This is a genomic window from Georgenia sp. G2120 (assembly GCF_055326485.1).
Genome location: NZ_JBUZNL010000002.1, coordinates 1 through 19,041 on the forward strand (window position 1 = coordinate 1; position 19,041 = coordinate 19,041).

Sequence of the window (19,041 nt, forward strand, 5' to 3'; positions counted from 1 at the left end):
ACTGGGGTTTGTGGGTGCCAGATGCTCCTTAGAAAGGAGGTGATCCAGCCGCACCTTCCGGTACGGCTACCTTGTTACGACTTCGTCCCAATCGCCAGTCCCACCTTCGACAGCTCCCTCCACAAGGGTTGGGCCACCGGCTTCGGGTGTTACCGACTTTCGTGACGTGACGGGCGGTGTGTACAAGGCCCGGGAACGTATTCACCGCAGCGTTGCTGATCTGCGATTACTAGCGACTCCGACTTCATGGGGTCGAGTTGCAGACCCCAATCCGAACTGAGACCGGCTTTCTGGGATTCGCTCCACCTCGCGGTATCGCAGCCCTTTGTACCGGCCATTGTAGCATGCTTGAAGCCCAAGACATAAGGGGCATGATGATTTGACGTCATCCCCACCTTCCTCCGAGTTGACCCCGGCAGTCTCCCATGAGTCCCCACCATGACGTGCTGGCAACACAGGACAAGGGTTGCGCTCGTTGCGGGACTTAACCCAACATCTCACGACACGAGCTGACGACAACCATGCACCACCTGTATACCAGCCTTACGGGGCACCTATCTCTAGATGTTTCCGGTATATGTCAAGCCTTGGTAAGGTTCTTCGCGTTGCATCGAATTAATCAGCATGCTCCGCCGCTTGTGCGGGCCCCCGTCAATTCCTTTGAGTTTTAGCCTTGCGACCGTACTCCCCAGGCGGGGCACTTAGTGCGTTAGCTACGGCGCGGACCCCGTGGAAACAGGCCCCACACCTAGTGCCCAACGTTTACGGCATGGACTACCAGGGTATCTAATCCTGTTCGCTACCCATGCTTTCGCTCCTCAGCGTCAGTAATGGCCCAGAGACCCGCCTTCGCCACCGGTGTTCCTCCTGATATCTGCGCATTTTACCGCTACACCAGGAATTCCAGTCTCCCCTACCACACTCTAGTCTGCCCGTACCCACTGCAGGCGCGGGGTTGAGCCCCGCGTTTTCACAGCAGACGCGACAAACCGCCTACGAGCTCTTTACGCCCAATAATTCCGGACAACGCTTGCGCCCTACGTATTACCGCGGCTGCTGGCACGTAGTTAGCCGGCGCTTCTTCTGCAGGTACCGTCACTTTCGCTTCTTCCCTGCTGAAAGAGGTTTACAACCCGAAGGCCGTCATCCCTCACGCGGCGTCGCTGCATCAGGCTTTCGCCCATTGTGCAATATTCCCCACTGCTGCCTCCCGTAGGAGTCTGGGCCGTGTCTCAGTCCCAGTGTGGCCGGTCACCCTCTCAGGCCGGCTACCCGTCGACGCCTTGGTAGGCCATTACCCCACCAACAAGCTGATAGGCCGCGAGCCCATCCCTCACCGATAAATCTTTCCACCCCCACCCATGCGAGCAGGAGTCATATCCGGTATTAGCCCCGATTTCCCGAGGTTATCCCGAAGTGAAGGGCAGGTTGCTCACGTGTTACTCACCCGTTCGCCACTGATCCACCCAGCAAGCTGAGCTTCACCGTTCGACTTGCATGTGTTAAGCACGCCGCCAGCGTTCGTCCTGAGCCAGGATCAAACTCTCCGTAAAAGTATCGCACCCACGCCAACCACTAAGGGCCGGACACGGGCGACTATCCATACGAAGACCAACCCAACCCCCACAACGAGAGCCCGGCGATCCCAACCAACCCCACCAACCCCAAGGAAAAGGAGCCAGCAGAGCCAAAAAAACAAACAACAACATGAGAACACCACCCACCCGGCCCACCGATCGGCAGACCAGACACGATGACGCCCCCACATACATGGCATCAAAAACAATCACGCACTGTTGAGTTCTCAAACAACCCACCCACAACACACCAACCCAGAACCTCTAGTTCCAAGCCAGCCACATCAGGGCAACTTGACTATCTTAACCATCTGTTTCTCGGCTGTCAACCTGCTCGTTACGAGCTGGTCTTGGTCGATCTTCAGGATGGCACCGACGCGCACTGACCATTGGCCGGTAGTTGTCGGTGGGCCTTCGGGACCGGCCACCAGCTGGTGTCCGTCTCTCCCGTGCGGGCCTCGTAGAGATTAGGCCGGGCCGATCCCGATGGGCAAGCCGGTGCGCCGTGCGCTCCGTCACAGGGCCGATTTCTCCCGGGGTTGCAACGATTGCTGCCTCGACCTCGGCGCTGACCGGTAGAGATCCTCCCGTCTCGGTCCCGCCCGCAGAGACTCGCCGCGTGGCTGCTCCCCGAGCTACTCCCCGGTGTCGCCATCGATCGCCTCGCGCAGGAGGTCGGCGTGCCCCGCGTGCCGCGCGTACTCCTCGATGAGATGGGTGAGCACCCAGCGGAGAGTCGGCGCCGGTTCGTCTCCGTACACGTTGTGGCGCATCGGTGTCGCCATCGGGTCCGAGCTCTCGGCCGACGTGGGTCCGGCCTCGGAAGCCGGCCCTGTCGTCGACGGTCCGTCCCCCGTCGAGACCTCGTCCCGCGTCGGCACCCGCTCCCCCGCGAGAACGGCATCGACCGACCGGCGGGACCGGTCGACGGCCGCGAGCCACTCGGCCCGCAGGTCGGCACGGGCGCGCCCCTTCGCCGCGTGCCAGTCCCGATCGGGATCGGCGTCCCACTCCTCGTCGGTGGCGGACGTCGGGACGGGCTCTCCCCGCATGCCGTGCGTCAGCCAGAAGTCCTCGACGAAGGCCAGGTGGAGCAGCATCCCGCCGAGCGTCATGGTCGACGGAGCGTGTGTCGCCCCCAGCTGCTCCGGCGACAGCCCCCGGGTCTTCCAGTCGATCGTTCCGCGCAGGTAGTCGAGGAAGCCAAGGAGCGTCCCTGACTCACCGAGCCCGGTCGGCGGCTCGGGTCGCCCGTCCTCGTCGAGCGGCGCGACGTCCGGGTCCACGCCTCCCCAGACCGCGCGGGCACGGGCACCGTTCGTCATGCCCGCACCGTACGCGTGGCCACCAGGACGAAGTGCCTACGGAAAATTGGGACTTACTGCCCAGGACGGACGCTTCCCGGCGGGGAACCATATGCATGTACCCACCCCGCAGCGGTCCACCCGCTGCTCCGAGACAAGGAGCTCGACATGGCCACCACCACCGCCGGCACGCGGACCGCCACCGTCTACCAGGACGACATCATCAAGAGCTCGTCCGCCCGCATCTTCCTCGGGCTGTCCCGCATCGGGATCGGCCTGTACTTCCTCTGGGCATTCCTCGACAAGACGTTCGGCCTGGGGTTCGCCACGCAGTCCGAGAACGCCTGGATCAACGGCGGCACCCCCGCCCAGGGCTACATCAACGGCGTGGCCGTCAACGGCCCCCTCGGCGGCTTCTTCGAGCTGTTCGCCAACCCGTTCGGCGACATCCTGTTCATGGCCGGCCTCCTCGGCCTCGGCGTCGCCCTCGTCAGCGGCGCTGGCCTGAAGATCGCCGCCGTCTCCGGCGCGCTCCTCCTGCTGTTCATGTACCTCGCGCAGCCGCCGTTCGCGGTCGACGCCTCGTCGAACCCCATCCTCGACAGCCACGTCCTCGAGGGCTTCCTCGTGGTCATCCCCGCGCTCACCCTGGCGGGCGACACGATCGGCATCGGCAAGTGGTGGGGCGGCATCGTCGGTAACAGCTGGCTGCGCTGACCGCCTCCCCCGCCGGACCCGCTCCGCACGCACGAAGGGCCCGCCTCCCCCTGGGGAGGCGGGCCCTTCGTCGTCGTCCTTCGGGAGAGGTCACCGCGTCTCGCACGGTGATCTCGTCCGGCGGGCCGGTCCGGCCCGTGAGCCGACCAACCGCTCAGGTCACCTCAGGACGCGAGGCGCCGCTTCGGCGTCGGGCGGGGTCAGATGACCTCGGCCCACGGCTCGCGAGCGCCCTCGGAACCGACCGACGACACCGGCTTCCCGGTGGCGCCCGCCTCGAGCTGCGCCGTCGCGTAGGCCTGCACCTGGCTGGACACGGCCTCGGCCACCCGCGGGTCGAAGACGCCCGGGATGATGAACGACGCGTTGAGCTCCTGAGCCCCCACGACGTCGGCGATCGCCACGGCCGCGACACGCAGCATCTCGCCGTCGATGTGGCTCGCTCCCGCGTCGAGGAGGCCGCGGAACAGGCCCGGGAAGGCCAGCACGTTGTTGATCTGGTTCGGGTAGTCGCTGCGACCGGTCGCGACGACGGCCGCGGTACGGGCGGCCTCCTCCGGGTCCACCTCCGGGTCCGGGTTCGCGAGCGCAAAGACGATCGCGCCGTCGGCCATCGTGGCGATGTCGTCGCCGTCGAGGATCCCCGCCGACGAGACGCCGATGAAGACGTCGGTGCCCGCGAGCCCGTCCTTGAGCGAGCCGTCGAACCCGTCCGGGTTCGTGTTCTCGGCGATCCACTGCCGCTGCGCGCTCGCCTCCTGCTTGCCGGCGTGGAGGGACCCCTCGCGGCCGTAGGCCACGATGTGGCTCGCCCCCTGCGCGGCCAGCAGCTGGATGATCGCGTGGCCCGCGGCGCCGACGCCGGAGATCGCGATCTTCACGTCCTCGAGCTTCTTGTCCACCACGCGCAGCGCGTTGATGAGCGCGGCGAGGACCACGACGGCGGTGCCGTGCTGGTCGTCGTGGAAGACCGGGATGTCGAGCTCGTCGCGCAGGCGGGCCTCGATCTCGAAGCAGCGGGGCGCCGAGATGTCCTCGAGGTTGATGCCGCCGTAGGCCGGTGCGATCGCCTTGACGATCGAGATGATCTCCTCGGTGTCCTTCGTGTCGAGCGCGACGGGCCACGCGTCGACGTTGGCGAACTCCTTGAACAGCGCCGCCTTGCCCTCCATCACGGGCAGCGAGGCCTCGGGGCCGATGTCGCCGAGCCCGAGGACCGCCGTCCCGTCGGTGACGACAGCGACCGTGTTGCGCTTGATCGTCAGGCGGCGCGCGTCCTCCTTGTTGGCGGCGATCGCCTTGCAGACGCGGGCGACGCCCGGGGTGTAGGCGCGCGAGAGGTCACGACGCGTGCGCAGCGGGACCTTCGAGGTCACCTCGATCTTGCCGCCGATGTGCAGCAGGAACGTCGAGTCCGACACCTTGGACACGCTCGCGCCGTCGACGGACTCGATCGCGGCGCGGACCCGCTCGAGGTGCTCGCCGTCGATCGTGTCCGCGGTGATGTCGACCGTGATGCCGTCGGCGCTCGAGTGGACGACGTCGACGCCCATCACGGTGCCCCCCGCCGAGGCCACGGCACTCACGACCTCCGCGGTCGCCTGCGGCGAGGTGCCGACCAGCACTCGCAGGGTCGTGGTGTAGGACGGACTGGGCACTGCCATAGGGACCTCCGTGGTCAGAGAATGCGGGTGCTACGTGGGTCAGTCTGCCGCAGGGACGACAGATCCGGTGTCGATCAGGCCTGGACGCGCTCGAGGACGAGCTCCTTGACCCGCGCGGCGTCCGCCTGGCCGCGGGTGGCCTTCATGACCGCGCCGATGACGGCGCCGATCGGCCCGAGGTTGCCGGAGCGGATCTTCTCGGCGATGTCCGGCTGCGCGGCCAACGTCTCGTCGATGACGGCGAGCAGCGGGCCGTCGTCGGAGACGACCGCGAGACCGCGGGCCTCGACGACCTCGGTCGGCGAGCCCTCTCCGGCCAGCACGCCCTCGAGCGCCTGGCGGGCGAGCTTGTCGTTGACCCGACCGGAGTCGACGAGCCCCTGGAGCTCGGCGACCTGCTCCGGCGTCACGCCCACGGAGTCGAGCTCGACGCCGCGCGAGTTCGCGACGCGGGCGAGCTCGCCCATCCACCACTTGCGGGCGGCCGCGGGCGTGGCGCCGGCGGTGACGGTGGACTCGATGAGGTCGAGCGCGCCGGCGTTGACCGCGTCGCGCATCTCCGGCTCCGAGAAGCCCCACTCCCCGATGAGCCGACGACGACGAACGGCCGGCAGCTCCGGGAGGGCCGCCCGGAGCTCCTCGACCCACTCGCGCGACGGCGCGACGGGCACGAGGTCGGGCTCGGGGAAGTAGCGGTAGTCCTCGGCGTCGGACTTCACGCGGCCCGGCGAGGTGGTGCCGGTGTCCTCGTGCCAGTGCCGCGTCTCCTGGGTGACGGTGCCGCCCGCGGCGAGGACCGCCGCCTGGCGCTGGATCTCGTGGCGCACGGCCCGCTCGATCGACCGGAAGGAGTTGACGTTCTTCGTCTCGGTGCGCGTGCCCAGCGGCGCGTCCGGGGACTCGCGTAGGGAGACGTTGACGTCGGCGCGGACGTTGCCGCGCTCCATCCGCGCCTCGGAGACGCCGAGGGCCCGGAAGATGTCCCGGAGCGACTGGACGTAGGCCCGCGCGACCTCGGGTGCCCGTGCGCCGGTGCCGACGACCGGCCGCGAGACGATCTCGACGAGCGGCACGCCGGCGCGGTTGTAGTCCACGAGCGAGTACTCCGCGCCCTGGATACGTCCGGTCGACCCTCCGACGTGGGTGTTCTTGCCCGCGTCCTCCTCCATGTGCGCCCGCTCGATGGGGACGACGACCTCGGTGCCGTCCTCGAGCTCGACGGCGAGCTCGCCGTCGTACGCGATCGGCTCGTCCGACTGGGAGGTCTGGAAGTTCTTCGCGAGGTCCGGGTAGAAGTAGTTCTTCCGGGCGAAGCGGCACGACTCCGCGATCTCGCAGCCGAGCGCGAGGCCGATCGTCACGGCGTAGCGCACGGCCGTCCCGTTGACCGCCGGCAGCGCGCCGGGCAGGCCGAGCGAGACGGGCGTGACGTGCGTGTTGGGCGCGCCGCCGAACTCGTTGAGCGCGCCGTCGAACATCTTGGTCCGGGTCCCCAGCTCGACGTGGACCTCGAGCCCGATGACCGGGTCGAAGCGGCGGATCGCCTCGTCGTAGTCCATGAGGGTGTCGGTCATCGCTGCGCCTCCGTCGGCTCGGTCTCGCCGGTCGTCCCGGTCAGCTCCGGGGCGCGGTCGAGCAGCGGCCCGCCCCACCCGCTCGTCAGTGCCCGCTCGAGGGCGCCGCCGGCGCGGTACAGGAGGGCGTCCTGCCGGGCCGGGGCGATGATCTGGAGGCCCACCGGCAGTCCGTCGTCGTCGGACAGTCCCGACGGGAGCGACATCGCGGGCACGCCGGCGAGGTTGGCCGGGATCGTCGCGATGTCGTTGAGGTACATCGCCAGGGGGTCGTCGATCTTCTCGCCGATGGGGAAGGCGGTGGTCGGCGCCGTCGGGGAGACGAGGACGTCGACCTGCTCGAACGCGGCCGCGAAGTCGCGCTGGACCACGGTGCGGACCTGCTGCGCGGCCCGGTAGTAGGCGTCGTGGAAGCCCGCGGACAGGGCGTGGGTGCCGAGGATGATCCGGCGCTTGACCTCGTCGCCGAATCCCGCGCCACGGGTCGCCGCCATCACGCGCTCGGCCGTGGCCGGGCCCTCGGCGGGCTCGACGCGCAGGCCGAAGCGCATGCCGTCGAACCGGGCGAGGTTCGAGGACGCCTCCGCGGGCAGGATGAGGTAGTAGGCCGCGAGCGCGTGCTCGAACGACGGCGCCGAGACCTCGTGGATCTCGGCCCCGCCCGCCTCGAGGACCGCGAGCGCCGCGTCGAAGGACGCCTTGACCCCGGGCTGGTAGCCCTCGCCGCCGAGCTCACGCACGACGCCGACGCGCAGGCCCTCGAGCTCACCCGTGCGGGCGGCCTCGACGAGACCCGCCACCGGGTCCGTGAGCGAGGTGGCGTCCAGCGGGTCGTGGCCGCCGACGGTCTCGTGCAGGAGCGCGGCGTCGACAACCGTGCGTGCCACCGGGCCGATCTGGTCGAGCGAGGAGGCCAGCGCGACCGCGCCGTACCGCGAGACACCGCCGTACGTGGGCTTGACGCCGACGCTGCCGGTCACCGCCGCGGGCTGGCGGATCGAGCCGCCCGTGTCGGAGCCGAGCGCGATCGGCGCCTGGAACGAGGACACCGCCGCGGCCGAGCCACCGCCCGAGCCGCCGGGGATGCGGGTGAGGTCCCACGGGTTACGGGTGGGTCCGAACGCGGAGTGCTCGGTGGACGAGCCCATCGCGAACTCGTCGAGGTTCGTCTTGCCGAGGATCGGCAGGCCGGCCGCGCGCAGGCGCGTGACGACGGTGGCGTCGTAGGGCGGGACCCAGCCCTCGAGCATCTTCGAGCCGGCGGTCGTGACCTGGCCGTGGGTGACGATGTTGTCCTTGACGGCGATCGGCACGCCGGTCAGCGGGGCGAGGTCGTCACCGGCGGCGCGGCGGGCGTCGGCGTCGCGCGCGGAGGCCAGCGCCTTCTCGGCGGAGACGTCGAGGTAGGCGTGGACGGAGGCGTCGACGGCGGCGGTGCGCGCGAGGTGGGCCTCGGTCAGCTCGACGGAGCTCACCTCGCCGGCGGCGAGGGCGGCCGCCTGCTCGGCGGCGGACATGCGGGTCAGGTCGCTCATGCCTCCTCCCCCAGGATCTGCGGCACGAGGAACTGGTCGTCCTCGGAGGCGGGCGCGGCGGCGAGGACCTCGCCGAGGTCGAGACCCTGGGTGGGCTCGTCCTCGCGGAACACGTTGACGAGCGGCAGCGGGTGCGAGGTCGGCGGCACGTCCGGCGTGGCGATCTCGGAGACGCTCTCCACGGCCTGGGTGATGACCTCGAGCTCGCCCGCAAGACGCTCGATCTCGTCCGGGGTCAGCTCGATACGGGCGAGCGCCGCGACGCGCGCGACCTCGGCTGAGTCGAAAGAGGGCATGCCCGGAGTCTAGGTGTTCCGGGAGGGCGGGCCGCCCGGTCGTCCGGGTGGGCGGGCGGCGGCCCGGTGCCCGGGAGGCCCGGTCGTCCGGCGGCCCGCCTACGCTGGCGACCATGCCGCGCACCACCCTCGCCGCCCTCACCGGGACCGCCGTCCGCATCGCCGCCGCGACCGCCGCCGTCCAGCTGACCGCGGCGGGCGGCATCATGGCCGTCGACCACCTGCGCAAGCTGCGCGAGCCGCTCTCGGGAGAGTTCCCGGCCACCGAGCCCGTCGACCTCGACGTCCACGGCTCGCAGATGAAGGTCTTCACCTACGGCCAGGACCTCTACGACGACATGCTGGCCGAGATCGAGGGCGCCACCGAGTCGATCTTCTTCGAGACGTTCATCTGGAAGCGCGACGAGACGGGGAAGCGGTTCAAGGAGGCGCTCGAGGCGGCGGCGCGGCGCGGCGTGGACGTCTACGTCGTCTTCGACTCGTGGGGGAACCTCAACCAGGGCCTGCACTTCTACCGCTTCGCCGACCTCCCCCACCTGCACGTGCGGCGGTTCCCACTCATCCGCCCCGGCCTGCTCATCGGGAACCTGCGCCAGACCGGGCGCGACCACCGCAAGCTCCTCGTCGTCGACGAGTCCACGGGGTACATCGGTGGGTACAACATCGGCGACCTGTACGCGACGACCTGGCGCGACACCCACCTGCGTGTGCGCGGGCCGGCGGTGTGGGAGCTGACGAACGCGTTCGTCGACTTCTGGAACGACCACCGCACGAAGAAGCAGCCCGAGCTCCCCGACCCCGGCGCCCGCGAGTGGCTCGCCCAGATCGAGGGCCGGTCGAACACCCCGCACCGCATGCTGTTCCCCGTGCGCGGCATGTACCTCGACGCCCTCGACCGCGCCGTGGAGTCCGTCGACATCACGATGGCCTACTTCATCCCCGACCGGGAGATCCTGCGGGCGCTGACCGCCGCCGCGCGTCGGGGGGTGCGGGTCCGCGTCATCATCCCGCACCGCACCAACCACGTCCTCGCCGACTGGGTGTCCCGCCCGTACTACGACGACCTCCTCGAGACCGGCGTCGAGCTGTGGCTGTTCAAGGACGCGATGGTGCACGCGAAGACGATGTCCGTCGACGGCCGGTGGACGACGATCGGGACCGCGAACATCGACCGGATGTCGCTGCAGGGCAACTTCGAGGTCAACCTCGAGATCCACGACGACGGGCTCGCCGAGCACATGGAGCGCGTCTTCGCGACCGACCTGACGAACTCGATGCCGCTCACCCTCGAGGAGTGGCGGGCGCGTGACTGGTGGCGTCGCCCACTCGAGCGCATCGTCCGCCCCCTGGGCCCGCTGCTCTGACCCCTCCTTCGTCGAGATTGCGGTTGGTCGTCGTCGAGATTGCGGCTTAGCGACGTCCCCATGTGTCGAGAGTGCGGTTGAGCCGCGCTTCCACGTGTCGAGAGTGCGGGTGAGGTGGCGTGTCGGGCACGCACGCGCGCACCACAGGCACGGTGCTGACCGACTTACCCACAGGCCAGGGTCCCCGACACCCTGAGGGGCCCTCACTGTCGGGAGAGTCTTCGCATGGAACTTCCTGGATGGCAGCCCCCGCCGCTCCCACATGTCTGGGCACGGACGAACGACGGGACGGTCCAGCTCTCCCCGTCACCGCGCTCGGGCACTCCCACCCTCGCGCCAAGCACGCCCGCGGACGACCCGGCAACCGCACCGCTCCCGCGTCCGGCGCCGGTGAGGTTGCGCCGCGGTGCGGTCGCGGCAGTACCAGAGATGACCGAGCGCGCGGAACGGGCTCGTCTCGAGCACCGGGCCAGGATCGTCGCTGTGCACCACAAGCTGTCGACGCCGCACGCGTTCACGCTGAGCTCGGCCGCCATCCTGCACGGTCTCCGAACGCTCAGCATCCCCGACCGGGTACACGTCCTCATCAGCCAGGGACGGGCTACTGAAAGCGCGGTCGACGTCGAACGTCATCGATTCGCGCACTCGACCGACGAGCTCACGACCGTTCATGGTCTCCCGGTGACGACACCTCGGCGGACCGTACTCGATGCCGCTCGCTTCACTGCCGCGCAGGAGGCACTTGTCGTCGTCGATCATCATCTCGCGATCGTCAGCAGCGCCGATCGATGCGACCGTGTGCGGGTCGAGGCCGAGGCCCGGCAGGAGCGCCGTGCCCTGCTGGCCGAGATCGACCGACTACCCCGGGGCACTCGTGGAAAGCTCCGCGCCCGCGCCGTGATCGAGTGGTCGAGCCCCTGGTCCGAGTCCGCCTTCGAGTCCGTCGTCCGTTGGATCATCCTCACCTGGGGCCGCCGCGACGTCGTGCCACAGCTCGAGATCTGGTGCGGCGAGAAGGTGTACTTCGTGGACCTCGCGCTCAGGATCGGCACACTGCCGGACGGCAGTCCGCGCTGGCTGCTCATCGAGTTCGATGGGGAGATCAAGTACTCGGGCGACGACGACGAGGTCGCGGACGTACTCGCGCGCCAGGAGGCTCGCGAACAGGATCTCCTGGCGGCCGGTCACGAGATCGTGCGTTTCCGTGCGATACAGGTCGGACATCCGATCGAGGTCGTGACCACGCTGGCGAGCGCGGTCGGCACAGAGGAGTTCGTCGCGCGCGAACCCGTCCTCGAACTGATGCCGACCGCGCGCCGGCGAGCTCGCCGCCAACGCTCGCCGGGCCGACGCCCGGTCCACTGAACCGCACTCTCGACCAATGAAGGTGAGCGTGCATTTGCTGACCCGCACTCTCGACCAGGGAAGGGTCAGGCGGGTGGGAGGGCTGCGTCGAGGCCGCCCTCGAGAAGCGTGACGAAGCCGGCCTCGTCGAGCACCGGGACGCCGAGCTCGCGCGCCTTCGTCTCCTTCGAGCCCGCGTTCTCCCCGGCCACCACCACGTGCGTCTTCTTCGAGACCGAGCCTGACGCCTTGCCGCCGCGCGCGAGGATCGCCTCCTTCGCCGAGTCCCGCGTGAACCCCTCGAGCGACCCGGTGACCACCACCGTCACACCCTCGAGAGTGCGGGGCGCCGACTCGTCGACCTGCTGCTCGGTCCGCACGCCGGCGGCCCGCCACCGCTCGACGATCTCGCGGTGCCAGGCGGCGTCCACGCTGTCGACGTCGTCGCTGCCGACATCGTCCCCCTCACCCGCACTCTCGACCACGGAGGGGGCGTCAGCCGCGCCCTCATCCGCACTCTCGACCACAGCAGCGTCGCCATCCACACCCTGAGCCGCACTCTCGACGTCAGAGGAGTCGTCGTCCGCACGCGCAACGACGCCGCCGTGGTACCAGGCGAGCACGGACTGCGCGATCGTCGGCCCCACGCCGTCGACCTCGGCGAGCCGCTCCAGCGGGGCGGAGAAGATCGCCTCGAGCGAGCCCATCTCGGTGGCCAGGGCACGCGCCGCCGTCGGGCCGACGTGCCGGATCGACAGGGCGACGATCACCCGCCAGAGGTCCTTGTCCTTCGCCTCGGCGAGTCCGGCGATCAGCTTCTCGGTGGTGCCGGACGGGCGCGGCTCGACCACCTCGTCGTCCTTGGTCTTGAAGCGCTTGACCTGCCGCTGCGTCCAGAACACGCGGCGCAGCACCCAGTTCCCCGTCGGCACGAACGCGGAGCTCCCGGACTCCTCGTCGCGTGCGAGCTCGGGCCGGTAGGCGAACACGTCGCGCAGGTCGTCGGCGGTGAGGTCGAACAGGCCCGCCTCGTTGGCGAGCACGGGCTCCTGCGGCGGCGGCACGTCCTCGGCGGACGTCACCTCACCGGCCTCGGTCACGAGCGCGAACCCCGCGGCGACGGCGGCGAGCGCCGGCTCCCGCCCGCCCGTGGGCCCGCCCGGTGCGTCCGGCTCCCGCGTGGCGTCGGGGTTGGTCAGCGCGAGCGCCGTCTCGTACCCCAGCGCCTCGATGTCGAACGCACCCCGCGAGCCGACGTGCTCGACCCGCTCGGTCAGCTGCGCCGGGCACGAGCGGGAGTTGGGGCAGCGCAGGTCGACGTCGGCCTCCTTCGCCGGCGCGAGGCGCGTCCCGCAGCTCGGGCACTGCGCCGGCATGACGAACTCGACCTCGCTCCCGTCCCGCAGGTCGACCACCGGCGCCACCACCTCGGGGATGACGTCGCCGGCCTTGCGCAGCACCACGGTGTCCCCGATGAGCACACCCTTGCGCGCCACCTCGGAGGCGTTGTGCAGGGTCGCCATCGCCACCGTCGAGCCCGCCACGAGCACGGGCTCCATCACCGCGTAGGGGGTCACTCGACCGGTGCGGCCCACGTTGACGCGGATGTCGAGCAGCTTCGTCGTCACCTCCTCGGGCGGGAACTTGTAGGCCACCGCCCAGCGCGGGACCCGCGAGGTGTGGCCGAGGCGGCGCTGAAGCGCGCGGTCGTCCACCTTGACCACCACGCCGTCGATCTCGTGGGCGCCCTCGTGCCGGGCCGCGCCGCGCTCGGCGATGTACCGCTCGACCGCCGAGCGGCCGGAGAGCAGCTGCGTCGCCTCCGAGACCGGCAGCCCCCAGGAGGCGAGGAGCTCGTAGAAGCCGTGCTGCGTCGTCGGGTTCTCGAAGTCGTCCCCCGGCACGACCGCCCCAACCCCGTGGGCGAGGAAGTCGAGCGGCCGCGACGCCGTCACCCGCGGGTCCTTCTGCCGCAGCGACCCGGCCGCCGAGTTGCGCGGGTTGGCGAACGGCGCCTTGCCGGACTCGACGAGGGCGGCGTTGAGCTCGGCGAACGCGGCGACGGGGAAGAACACCTCGCCGCGGACCTCCATGCTCGCCGGGTGCGGCCCGCCGGTCAGCACCTGCGGCACGGTCTCGAGCGTGCGCACGTTGAGGGTGACGTCCTCGCCGGTCACGCCGTCCCCGCGGGTGGCGGCGCGCACGAGCCGGCCGGCCTCGTAGGTGAGGTTGACGGCGAGCCCGTCGACCTTGACCTCGCACGTCACCGGGACGTCGGGCGCCTCGTCGGCCTCCGCGCCGGTCGCGTCGCTCACCTCGGCGCCGATGCGGGCGAACCACTCGGCGAGCTCCTCGAGCGAGAACACGTCCTCGAGGGAGTACAGGCGCTCGGCGTGGGTGACGGCGGCGAAGTCGGTGGAGTACGTGCCGCCGACCGTCTGGGTCGGCGAGTCCGGCGTGCGCAGGTCCGGGCGGGCGGCCTCGAGGGACTCGAGCTCGCGATAGGCGGCGTCGTACTCCGCGTCCGCAAGGGTCGGAGCGTCGCGCATGTAGTACGCCCAGCGCGCGGCCTCGACCTGCTCGACCAGCTCGGTCCAGCGCTGCCGCTCCTCGGCGCTCGCGGGCTCGGTGCCCTGCGCGTCCGCGTCCGGCGTCGTCGTCCCCGTCTCGCTCATGGGGACATCCTTGCGCAGGCCGCCGACACGGGTGGACGGGGCCGGCCGGCAGTGCCACGGTCTCCACGAGGACCACCCAGGACCACGCCCGACGACGACGAACCCCCGGTCCGCCCGCGCCCCGCCCGGCGACCGGCCGGCACGCACCCGCACGACGATGTCGAGAACCGGCCGGCGGCTCCGTCCCCCGGGTGACGCGGCCGACCCGGGCCGCACCGATGAGAAGGAGTACCGAGATGGCCAAGTACCTCATGCTCAAGCACTACCGCGGCGCCCCGACCCCGGCGAACGCCGCCCCGATCAGCGAGTGGACGGAGGCCGAGATGGACGCGCACTTCGCCTACTGCGACGCCTACGTCGCGCGTCTGCGCGCGAGCGGCGAGCTCGTCGACAGCCAGGCGCTGTCCCCCGAGGGCTCGTGGGTCCGGTTCGACGGCGAGGGGCGCCCGCCGCGCACCGACGGCCCGTTCGCCGAGACGAAGGACCTCGTGGCCGGCTGGGTGATCGTCGACGTCGAGAGCCATGAGCGGGCCCTCGAGCTGGCGGCCGAGCTCTCGGCGGCGCCCGGGAAGGGCGGTGAGCCGCTCGGCGAGTGGCTCGAGCTGCGCCCGTTCGTGGCGCCGGCCGTCACGTCCGCCGAGGCTGCCGAGATCATCACCCGCGAGGCCCGCTGACCGTGGGTAGCGACGTGCCGGACGAGGACCTGCTGCGACGGCTCACCCCCGACGTGCTGCGGGCCCTCGTCCGGCGCGGCGCCGACTTCGCCTCCGCCGAGGACGCCGTGCAGGAGGCGCTCCTCACGGCGTGGCGCACGTGGCCGGACGACCCGCCGCGGGACCCGCGTGCCTGGCTCGTCACGGTGGGGTGGCGCGCGTTCCTCGACGCCACGCGGTCGGAGGTGTCGCGGTCCCGGCGCGAGGAGGTCGTCGACGCCGAGCCGCTCCCCGGTCCCGCGTCCGGGGTCGACGACTCCCTGTGGCTGTACTTCTTGTGCGCGCACCCCTCGCTCACGCCGTCCTCCGCCGTCGCGCTCACGCTGCGCGCTCTCGGCGGCCTGACCACCCGGCAGATCGCCGAGGCCTACCTCGTGCCCGAGTCGACGATGGCGCAGCGCATCAGCCGCGCCAAGCGCACGGTCGCCGACGTGCGGCTCGACGAGGCCGGGTCGGTGACGACCGTCCTGCGCACCCTCTACCTCGTGTTCAACCAGGGGTACGCGGGCGACGTCGACCTGGCGGCCGAGGCGATCCGTCTCGCGCGTCAGCTGGCCGCGGTCAGCGACGAGCCCGAGGTGCGCGGGCTGCTCGCGCTCATGCTGCTTCACCACGCGCGGCGGGACACCCGCACCGGACCCGACGGTCGGCTCGTCCCCCTCGCCGAGCAGGACCGGTCCCGCTGGGACGGGGCGGCGATCGCCGAGGGCGTCGCGCTCCTGCAGGCCGCCCTCGCGCGGGACCGCCTCGGCGAGTACCAGGCCCAGGCCGCGATCGCCGCGCTGCACGCCGACGCCGCGAGCGCCGAGGAGACCGACTGGGTGCAGATCGTCGAGTGGTACGACGAGCTGGTGGCCCTCACCGACAACCCCGTGGCCCGACTCGGGCGCGCGATCGCCGTGGGCGAGGCCGACGGTCCGCGGGCCGGGCTCGCGGCGCTGGCCGCGATCGACGACGGCCTCCCCCGCCGCACCGCCGCCGAGGCGTACCTCCGACGCCGGGCGGGCGAGCCCGCGGCGGCCGCCCGGCTCTACGACGAGGCGGCCGAGCGCGCGAGCAGCGTCCCGGAGCGCGACCACCTGCGCCGGGAGGCCGCGCGCGCCCGGGCGGCGACCTGACCCCGTCGTCGGACCCCCGTGGCACGCTGGTCGCATGTGCGGGCGCTACGCGAGCTTCAAGCAGGCCCAGGACCTGGCCGACGTCTTCGACGTGACCCAGGTGGCCGAGGAGGTGGCAAGCCTGCGGCCGTCGTGGAACGTGGCGCCGACGCAGGACGGACTCATCGTCGTCGAGCGGCTCGTCGATGGCGAGGGCCGCATCGCGGGCCGCGAGGGGTCCGGCGAGGCGGAGGGCCCGCGGCGCAGCATGGAGGTCGCGCGCTGGGGGCTCGTCCCGCACTGGGCGAAGGATCCGTCCGTGGGCAACAAGATGATCAACGCGCGCAGCGAGACGGTCGCGGAGAAGGCGTCCTTCAAGTCTCCCCTCAAGAAGAACCGCTGCCTCGTCCTCGCCGACGGCTACTACGAGTGGCAGGCGCCCGAGTCCGGGAAGGGCCCGAAGACCCCGTACTTCATCACCCGGTCCGACGGCGCACCCCTCGCCTTCGCCGGCCTGTTCTCGTGGTGGCGGCCGAAGGACGAGCCCGACGCCGACTGGTTGTGCACCACGACGATCCTCACCGCCGCCGCCGAGGGCGAGATGCGCGAGCTCCACGACCGCGTGCCCGTCATCCTCGAGCCGGCGGACATCGACGTCTGGCTCGACCCGACGATCACCGACCCGGCCGAGGCGCTCGCGGTGCTCGGCACAGGCACGCCGGACCTCACGTGGCACGAGGTCTCCCGGGACGTCAACACGCCGCGCAACAACTCCGCCGAGCTGGTCGAGCCGGTCGCGTCCTGAGCCGGCCGGTTCGTGACACGGCGGCGTCGTGACGCGGTCCCGTCCTCAGCCGGTCGGCGCGTAGTCCCGGGGACGGACGGCCCCCTCCGACGGCGGACGGACGCACCTGCCCGTCCGCATGCCTAGGGTCGTCCGCATGAGTGGGGACGACGCGGCTGCGCCGCCGGCCGGGTCGGCGGACCCGGACGTGCGCGCCCCGGGCCACGGCACGCTCACCGTCCGGGTGCCGTGGCCCGGGCACAGGGACGTCGTCATCGCCGTCCTCGCGGCGCTCGGGATCGGGCTGGCCGCGCAGGTTCTCGGGTTCGCGACCCACCCCGGGTACGGGTTCGGAGCCCTGAGCGACGAGGCGCGCCTCGTCCTCATCTGGATCGACGCCATCGTGATGTGCACGGCCGTGGCATGGCGGCGGGTCGCCCCGGAGGCGTCGGCGGTGGTCGTCTACCTCGGCGCGCTCGCCCACGTCGTGGTCGGCGTGCCCTTCCACCCGGTCGACGTCCTCGTCCTCCTCTCCCTGTACTCCGTCACCGTCCACGGCACCGTGCCGGGCCACCGCCTCGCGATGGCCGGGGCCCTCGCGGGGGCGGTGGTCCTCGCGGTCGCTTTCGGCGTGCCCCGGCTGTGGAGCGGCCCCACCCTCCTCGTCGTCACGCTCGCGGCCGCCGGGCTCGCCGCCGGGGCCTGGGGCCTGGGCCTGCTGCGCCGCACCGGCATCCAGGAGCGCGCCCGGGCGGTGGAGATCGAGCGGCTCGCCGAGGGGCAGCGGGACCGCGACGCCCGGCTCGCCGTGTCCGACGAGCGCGCCCGCATCGCGCGCGAGCTGCACGACGTCGTGGCCCACACGCTGTCCGTCGTCATCGCCCAGGCCGACGGCGGCCGCTACGCCGCCACGACCGACCCGGTGGCCGCCGAGCGGGCCCTGACAACGATCGGCGAGGTCGGCCGCGCGGCCCTCGGGGACATCCGCAGCATCCTCGGGGTCCTGCGCGCCGACGACTCCGGTGCCGCGCTCGTCCCCCAGCCCGTCGACGAGGATCTTGACCGCCTCGTCGACCAGGTCCGCGACTCGGGCCTGGCCGTCTCCGTCATCCGGCTCGGTGCGTCTCGGCCGCTGCCCGCCGGCGCCGGCCTCATGGTCTTCCGGATCGCGCAGGAGGCTCTGACGAACGTGCTCAAGCACGCGGGCCCGGCGGTCGCGGTGACGATGCTCGTGCAGTGGACCGACGACGGCCTCACCCTCCAGATCGACGACGACGGGCGGGGCGCCGCCGCCCGCGGCGACGGCCAGGGGCAGGGCCTGGTCGGCATGCGCGAACGCGCCTCCGTGCTCGGTGGCGCCCTGCGTGCCGGGCCGCGGCCCGGGGGCGGCTTCCGGGTCCGCCTCGAGCTGCCGGTCCGCCCCGGCGCGGCGGCGTCGGCGAGCGCCGCCGTCGACGCGACGAGTTCCGAGGCCGGTCCCGAGACCGGCCGCCCGGCCGGAACCGAGCACACCACGACCCCGCCCCCGACCCGACCCCGTGCCGGGGCGGGTCCACCGCCCGGGGTGAGTTCCGCCGTCGGGCACCGACCCGCCGGACCGACCGAGAGGACCCCCGCGTGACCGCTGTCCCCCAGCCAGAGGTGGCCGACCCGATCCGGGTGGTGCTCGTCGACGACCAGCAGCTCGTGCGCGCGGGCTTCGCGCTCGTCATCGGCTCCCAGCCGGACATGACGGTGGTCGGCGGGGCGGGCGACGGCGCGCAGGCCCTGCGGATGCTCGCCGGTGTGGAGGCCGACGTCGTGCTCATGGACGTGCGCATGCCGAACCTCGACGGGCTCGCGGCCACACGCGGCCTGGCCGAGCGTGCCGCGGGCGGCGGGCGGGTGCCGAAGGTCGTCATCCTCACGACGTTCGACCTCGACGAGTACGTCCTGCAGGCGATCCGCGCCGGCGCGTCCGGCTTCCTGCTCAAGGACGCCCCGCCGGAGGACATGCTCGCCGCGATCCGCACCGTGCACGCCGGCGACGCGGTCATCGCCCCGAGCTCTACGCGCCGCCTCATCGCGACCGTCGCCGACCTGCTGCCCGCCGAGGACCGCACGCCGCCGGCCGTCCTCGACGCCCTGACCGAGCGCGAGCGCGAGGTGCTCGTCCTCATCGCCCGCGGCCGGTCGAACACGGAGATCGCGGCGGAGCTGTTCGTCGCCGAGGCGACCGTCAAGACGCACGTCGGGCGGATCCTCACCAAGCTCGACGTGCGCGACCGCGTGCAGGCCGTCGTGCTCGCCTACGAGACCGGGCTCGTCACGCCGGGTCGGTAGGCGGGCCGGACCGCGGTAGGCGCGCCGGGTGACCCGGCCGCCCGCACGTACGACCCCGGGATGACGCCCGGACCG

Annotated in this window: 14 protein-coding genes and 1 rRNA gene; 8 read left to right on the forward strand and 7 right to left on the reverse strand. The window is 71.4% G+C overall.

The genetic code is table 11. The features are described from left to right. Positions 1–32: 32 nt before the first annotated feature. Positions 33–1,553: ribosomal RNA gene (locus ACZLMO_RS02250) — 16S ribosomal RNA — on the reverse strand. 659 nt (positions 1,554–2,212) lie between these two features. Beyond that, a complete protein-coding gene (locus ACZLMO_RS02255; RefSeq protein WP_425715917.1) occupies positions 2,213–2,902 on the reverse strand; it encodes a DinB family protein in 690 nt (229 codons plus the stop codon). A gap of 147 nt (positions 2,903–3,049) precedes the next feature. Between ACZLMO_RS02255 and ACZLMO_RS02260 the strand changes: the two genes are divergently transcribed. Next, a complete protein-coding gene (locus tag ACZLMO_RS02260; protein WP_425715918.1) occupies positions 3,050–3,598 on the forward strand; it encodes a DoxX family protein in 549 nt (182 codons plus the stop codon). A 200-nt stretch (positions 3,599–3,798) separates the two neighbouring features. On the opposite strand, the gene ACZLMO_RS02265 is transcribed toward ACZLMO_RS02260, so the two are convergent. The 4 genes from ACZLMO_RS02265 to gatC form a co-directional block, all read right to left on the reverse strand. Beyond that, positions 3,799–5,262, reverse strand: a complete 1,464-nt coding sequence (locus tag ACZLMO_RS02265) for an NAD-dependent malic enzyme (RefSeq protein ID WP_425715919.1) — start codon at positions 5,260–5,262, stop codon at positions 3,799–3,801. A gap of 74 nt (positions 5,263–5,336) precedes the next feature. After that, on the reverse strand, positions 5,337–6,836 hold the full coding sequence (gatB, locus tag ACZLMO_RS02270; RefSeq protein ID WP_425715920.1) for an Asp-tRNA(Asn)/Glu-tRNA(Gln) amidotransferase subunit GatB: 1,500 nt from the start codon (positions 6,834–6,836) through the stop codon (positions 5,337–5,339). Beyond that, positions 6,833–8,371, reverse strand: coding sequence for an Asp-tRNA(Asn)/Glu-tRNA(Gln) amidotransferase subunit GatA (gatA, locus tag ACZLMO_RS02275; RefSeq protein ID WP_463652744.1), 1,539 nt, complete (start codon positions 8,369–8,371; stop codon positions 6,833–6,835). Before gatA ends, gatB begins: the two co-directional genes overlap by 4 nt. Continuing rightward, the gene (gene gatC / locus ACZLMO_RS02280; RefSeq protein WP_425715922.1) at positions 8,368–8,667 is read right to left on the reverse strand and encodes an Asp-tRNA(Asn)/Glu-tRNA(Gln) amidotransferase subunit GatC; all 300 of its coding nucleotides are present in this window, start codon (positions 8,665–8,667) and stop codon (positions 8,368–8,370) included. Before gatC ends, gatA begins: the two co-directional genes overlap by 4 nt. Positions 8,668–8,780: 113 nt before the next feature. Here gatC and ACZLMO_RS02285 point away from each other — a divergent pair, with 113 nt between their 5' ends. Next, complete coding sequence (locus ACZLMO_RS02285) at positions 8,781–10,031, forward strand: phospholipase D-like domain-containing protein (RefSeq protein WP_463652745.1); 1,251 nt, start codon at positions 8,781–8,783, stop codon at positions 10,029–10,031. Between the two features lie 483 nt (positions 10,032–10,514). Then, positions 10,515–11,396: a type IV toxin-antitoxin system AbiEi family antitoxin gene (locus ACZLMO_RS02290; RefSeq protein WP_463652746.1), complete on the forward strand. Its 882-nt coding sequence runs from the start codon at positions 10,515–10,517 to the stop codon at positions 11,394–11,396. Positions 11,397–11,461: 65 nt separating this feature from the next. Here the strand turns inward: ACZLMO_RS02290 and ligA are convergent, their stop codons facing one another. Continuing rightward, complete coding sequence (gene ligA, locus ACZLMO_RS02295) at positions 11,462–14,050, reverse strand: NAD-dependent DNA ligase LigA (RefSeq protein ID WP_463652747.1); 2,589 nt, start codon at positions 14,048–14,050, stop codon at positions 11,462–11,464. Between the two features lie 236 nt (positions 14,051–14,286). Here ligA and ACZLMO_RS02300 point away from each other — a divergent pair, with 236 nt between their 5' ends. The 5 genes from ACZLMO_RS02300 (at position 14,287) to ACZLMO_RS02320 (ending at position 18,966) form a co-directional block, all read left to right on the forward strand. Next, a complete protein-coding gene (locus ACZLMO_RS02300) occupies positions 14,287–14,724 on the forward strand; it encodes a YciI family protein (RefSeq protein WP_463652748.1) in 438 nt (145 codons plus the stop codon). A gap of 2 nt (positions 14,725–14,726) precedes the next feature. Next, the gene (locus ACZLMO_RS02305) at positions 14,727–15,881 is read left to right on the forward strand and encodes an RNA polymerase sigma factor (RefSeq protein WP_463652749.1); all 1,155 of its coding nucleotides are present in this window, start codon (positions 14,727–14,729) and stop codon (positions 15,879–15,881) included. A 34-nt stretch (positions 15,882–15,915) separates the two neighbouring features. Beyond that, the gene (locus tag ACZLMO_RS02310; protein ID WP_463652750.1) at positions 15,916–16,665 is read left to right on the forward strand and encodes an SOS response-associated peptidase; all 750 of its coding nucleotides are present in this window, start codon (positions 15,916–15,918) and stop codon (positions 16,663–16,665) included. A 136-nt stretch (positions 16,666–16,801) separates the two neighbouring features. Continuing rightward, positions 16,802–18,265: a sensor histidine kinase gene (locus tag ACZLMO_RS02315; protein WP_463652751.1), complete on the forward strand. Its 1,464-nt coding sequence runs from the start codon at positions 16,802–16,804 to the stop codon at positions 18,263–18,265. Beyond that, complete coding sequence (locus ACZLMO_RS02320) at positions 18,262–18,966, forward strand: response regulator (protein WP_463652752.1); 705 nt, start codon at positions 18,262–18,264, stop codon at positions 18,964–18,966. The genes ACZLMO_RS02315 and ACZLMO_RS02320 overlap by 4 nt, the downstream gene beginning before the upstream one ends. The last annotated feature ends 75 nt before the right edge of the window (positions 18,967–19,041 follow it).

Excerpts from the sequence above, each read along its gene's own strand:
- ACZLMO_RS02315 (WP_463652751.1), top strand. The coding sequence starts at position 16,802 with ATGAGTGGGGACGACGCGGCTGCGCCGCCGGCCGGGTCGGCGGACCCG.
- ACZLMO_RS02300 (WP_463652748.1), top strand. The coding sequence starts at position 14,287 with ATGGCCAAGTACCTCATGCTCAAGCACTACCGCGGCGCCCCGACCCCG.
- ligA (WP_463652747.1), bottom strand. The coding sequence starts at position 14,050 with ATGAGCGAGACGGGGACGACGACGCCGGACGCGGACGCGCAGGGCACC.
- gatB (WP_425715920.1), bottom strand. The coding sequence starts at position 6,836 with ATGACCGACACCCTCATGGACTACGACGAGGCGATCCGCCGCTTCGAC.
- ACZLMO_RS02285 (WP_463652745.1), top strand. The coding sequence starts at position 8,781 with ATGCCGCGCACCACCCTCGCCGCCCTCACCGGGACCGCCGTCCGCATC.
- ACZLMO_RS02260 (WP_425715918.1), top strand. The coding sequence starts at position 3,050 with ATGGCCACCACCACCGCCGGCACGCGGACCGCCACCGTCTACCAGGAC.
- ACZLMO_RS02265 (WP_425715919.1), bottom strand. The coding sequence starts at position 5,262 with ATGGCAGTGCCCAGTCCGTCCTACACCACGACCCTGCGAGTGCTGGTC.
- ACZLMO_RS02310 (WP_463652750.1), top strand. The coding sequence starts at position 15,916 with ATGTGCGGGCGCTACGCGAGCTTCAAGCAGGCCCAGGACCTGGCCGAC.
- gatA (WP_463652744.1), bottom strand. The coding sequence starts at position 8,371 with ATGAGCGACCTGACCCGCATGTCCGCCGCCGAGCAGGCGGCCGCCCTC.
- ACZLMO_RS02255 (WP_425715917.1), bottom strand. The coding sequence starts at position 2,902 with ATGACGAACGGTGCCCGTGCCCGCGCGGTCTGGGGAGGCGTGGACCCG.
- gatC (WP_425715922.1), bottom strand. The coding sequence starts at position 8,667 with ATGCCCTCTTTCGACTCAGCCGAGGTCGCGCGCGTCGCGGCGCTCGCC.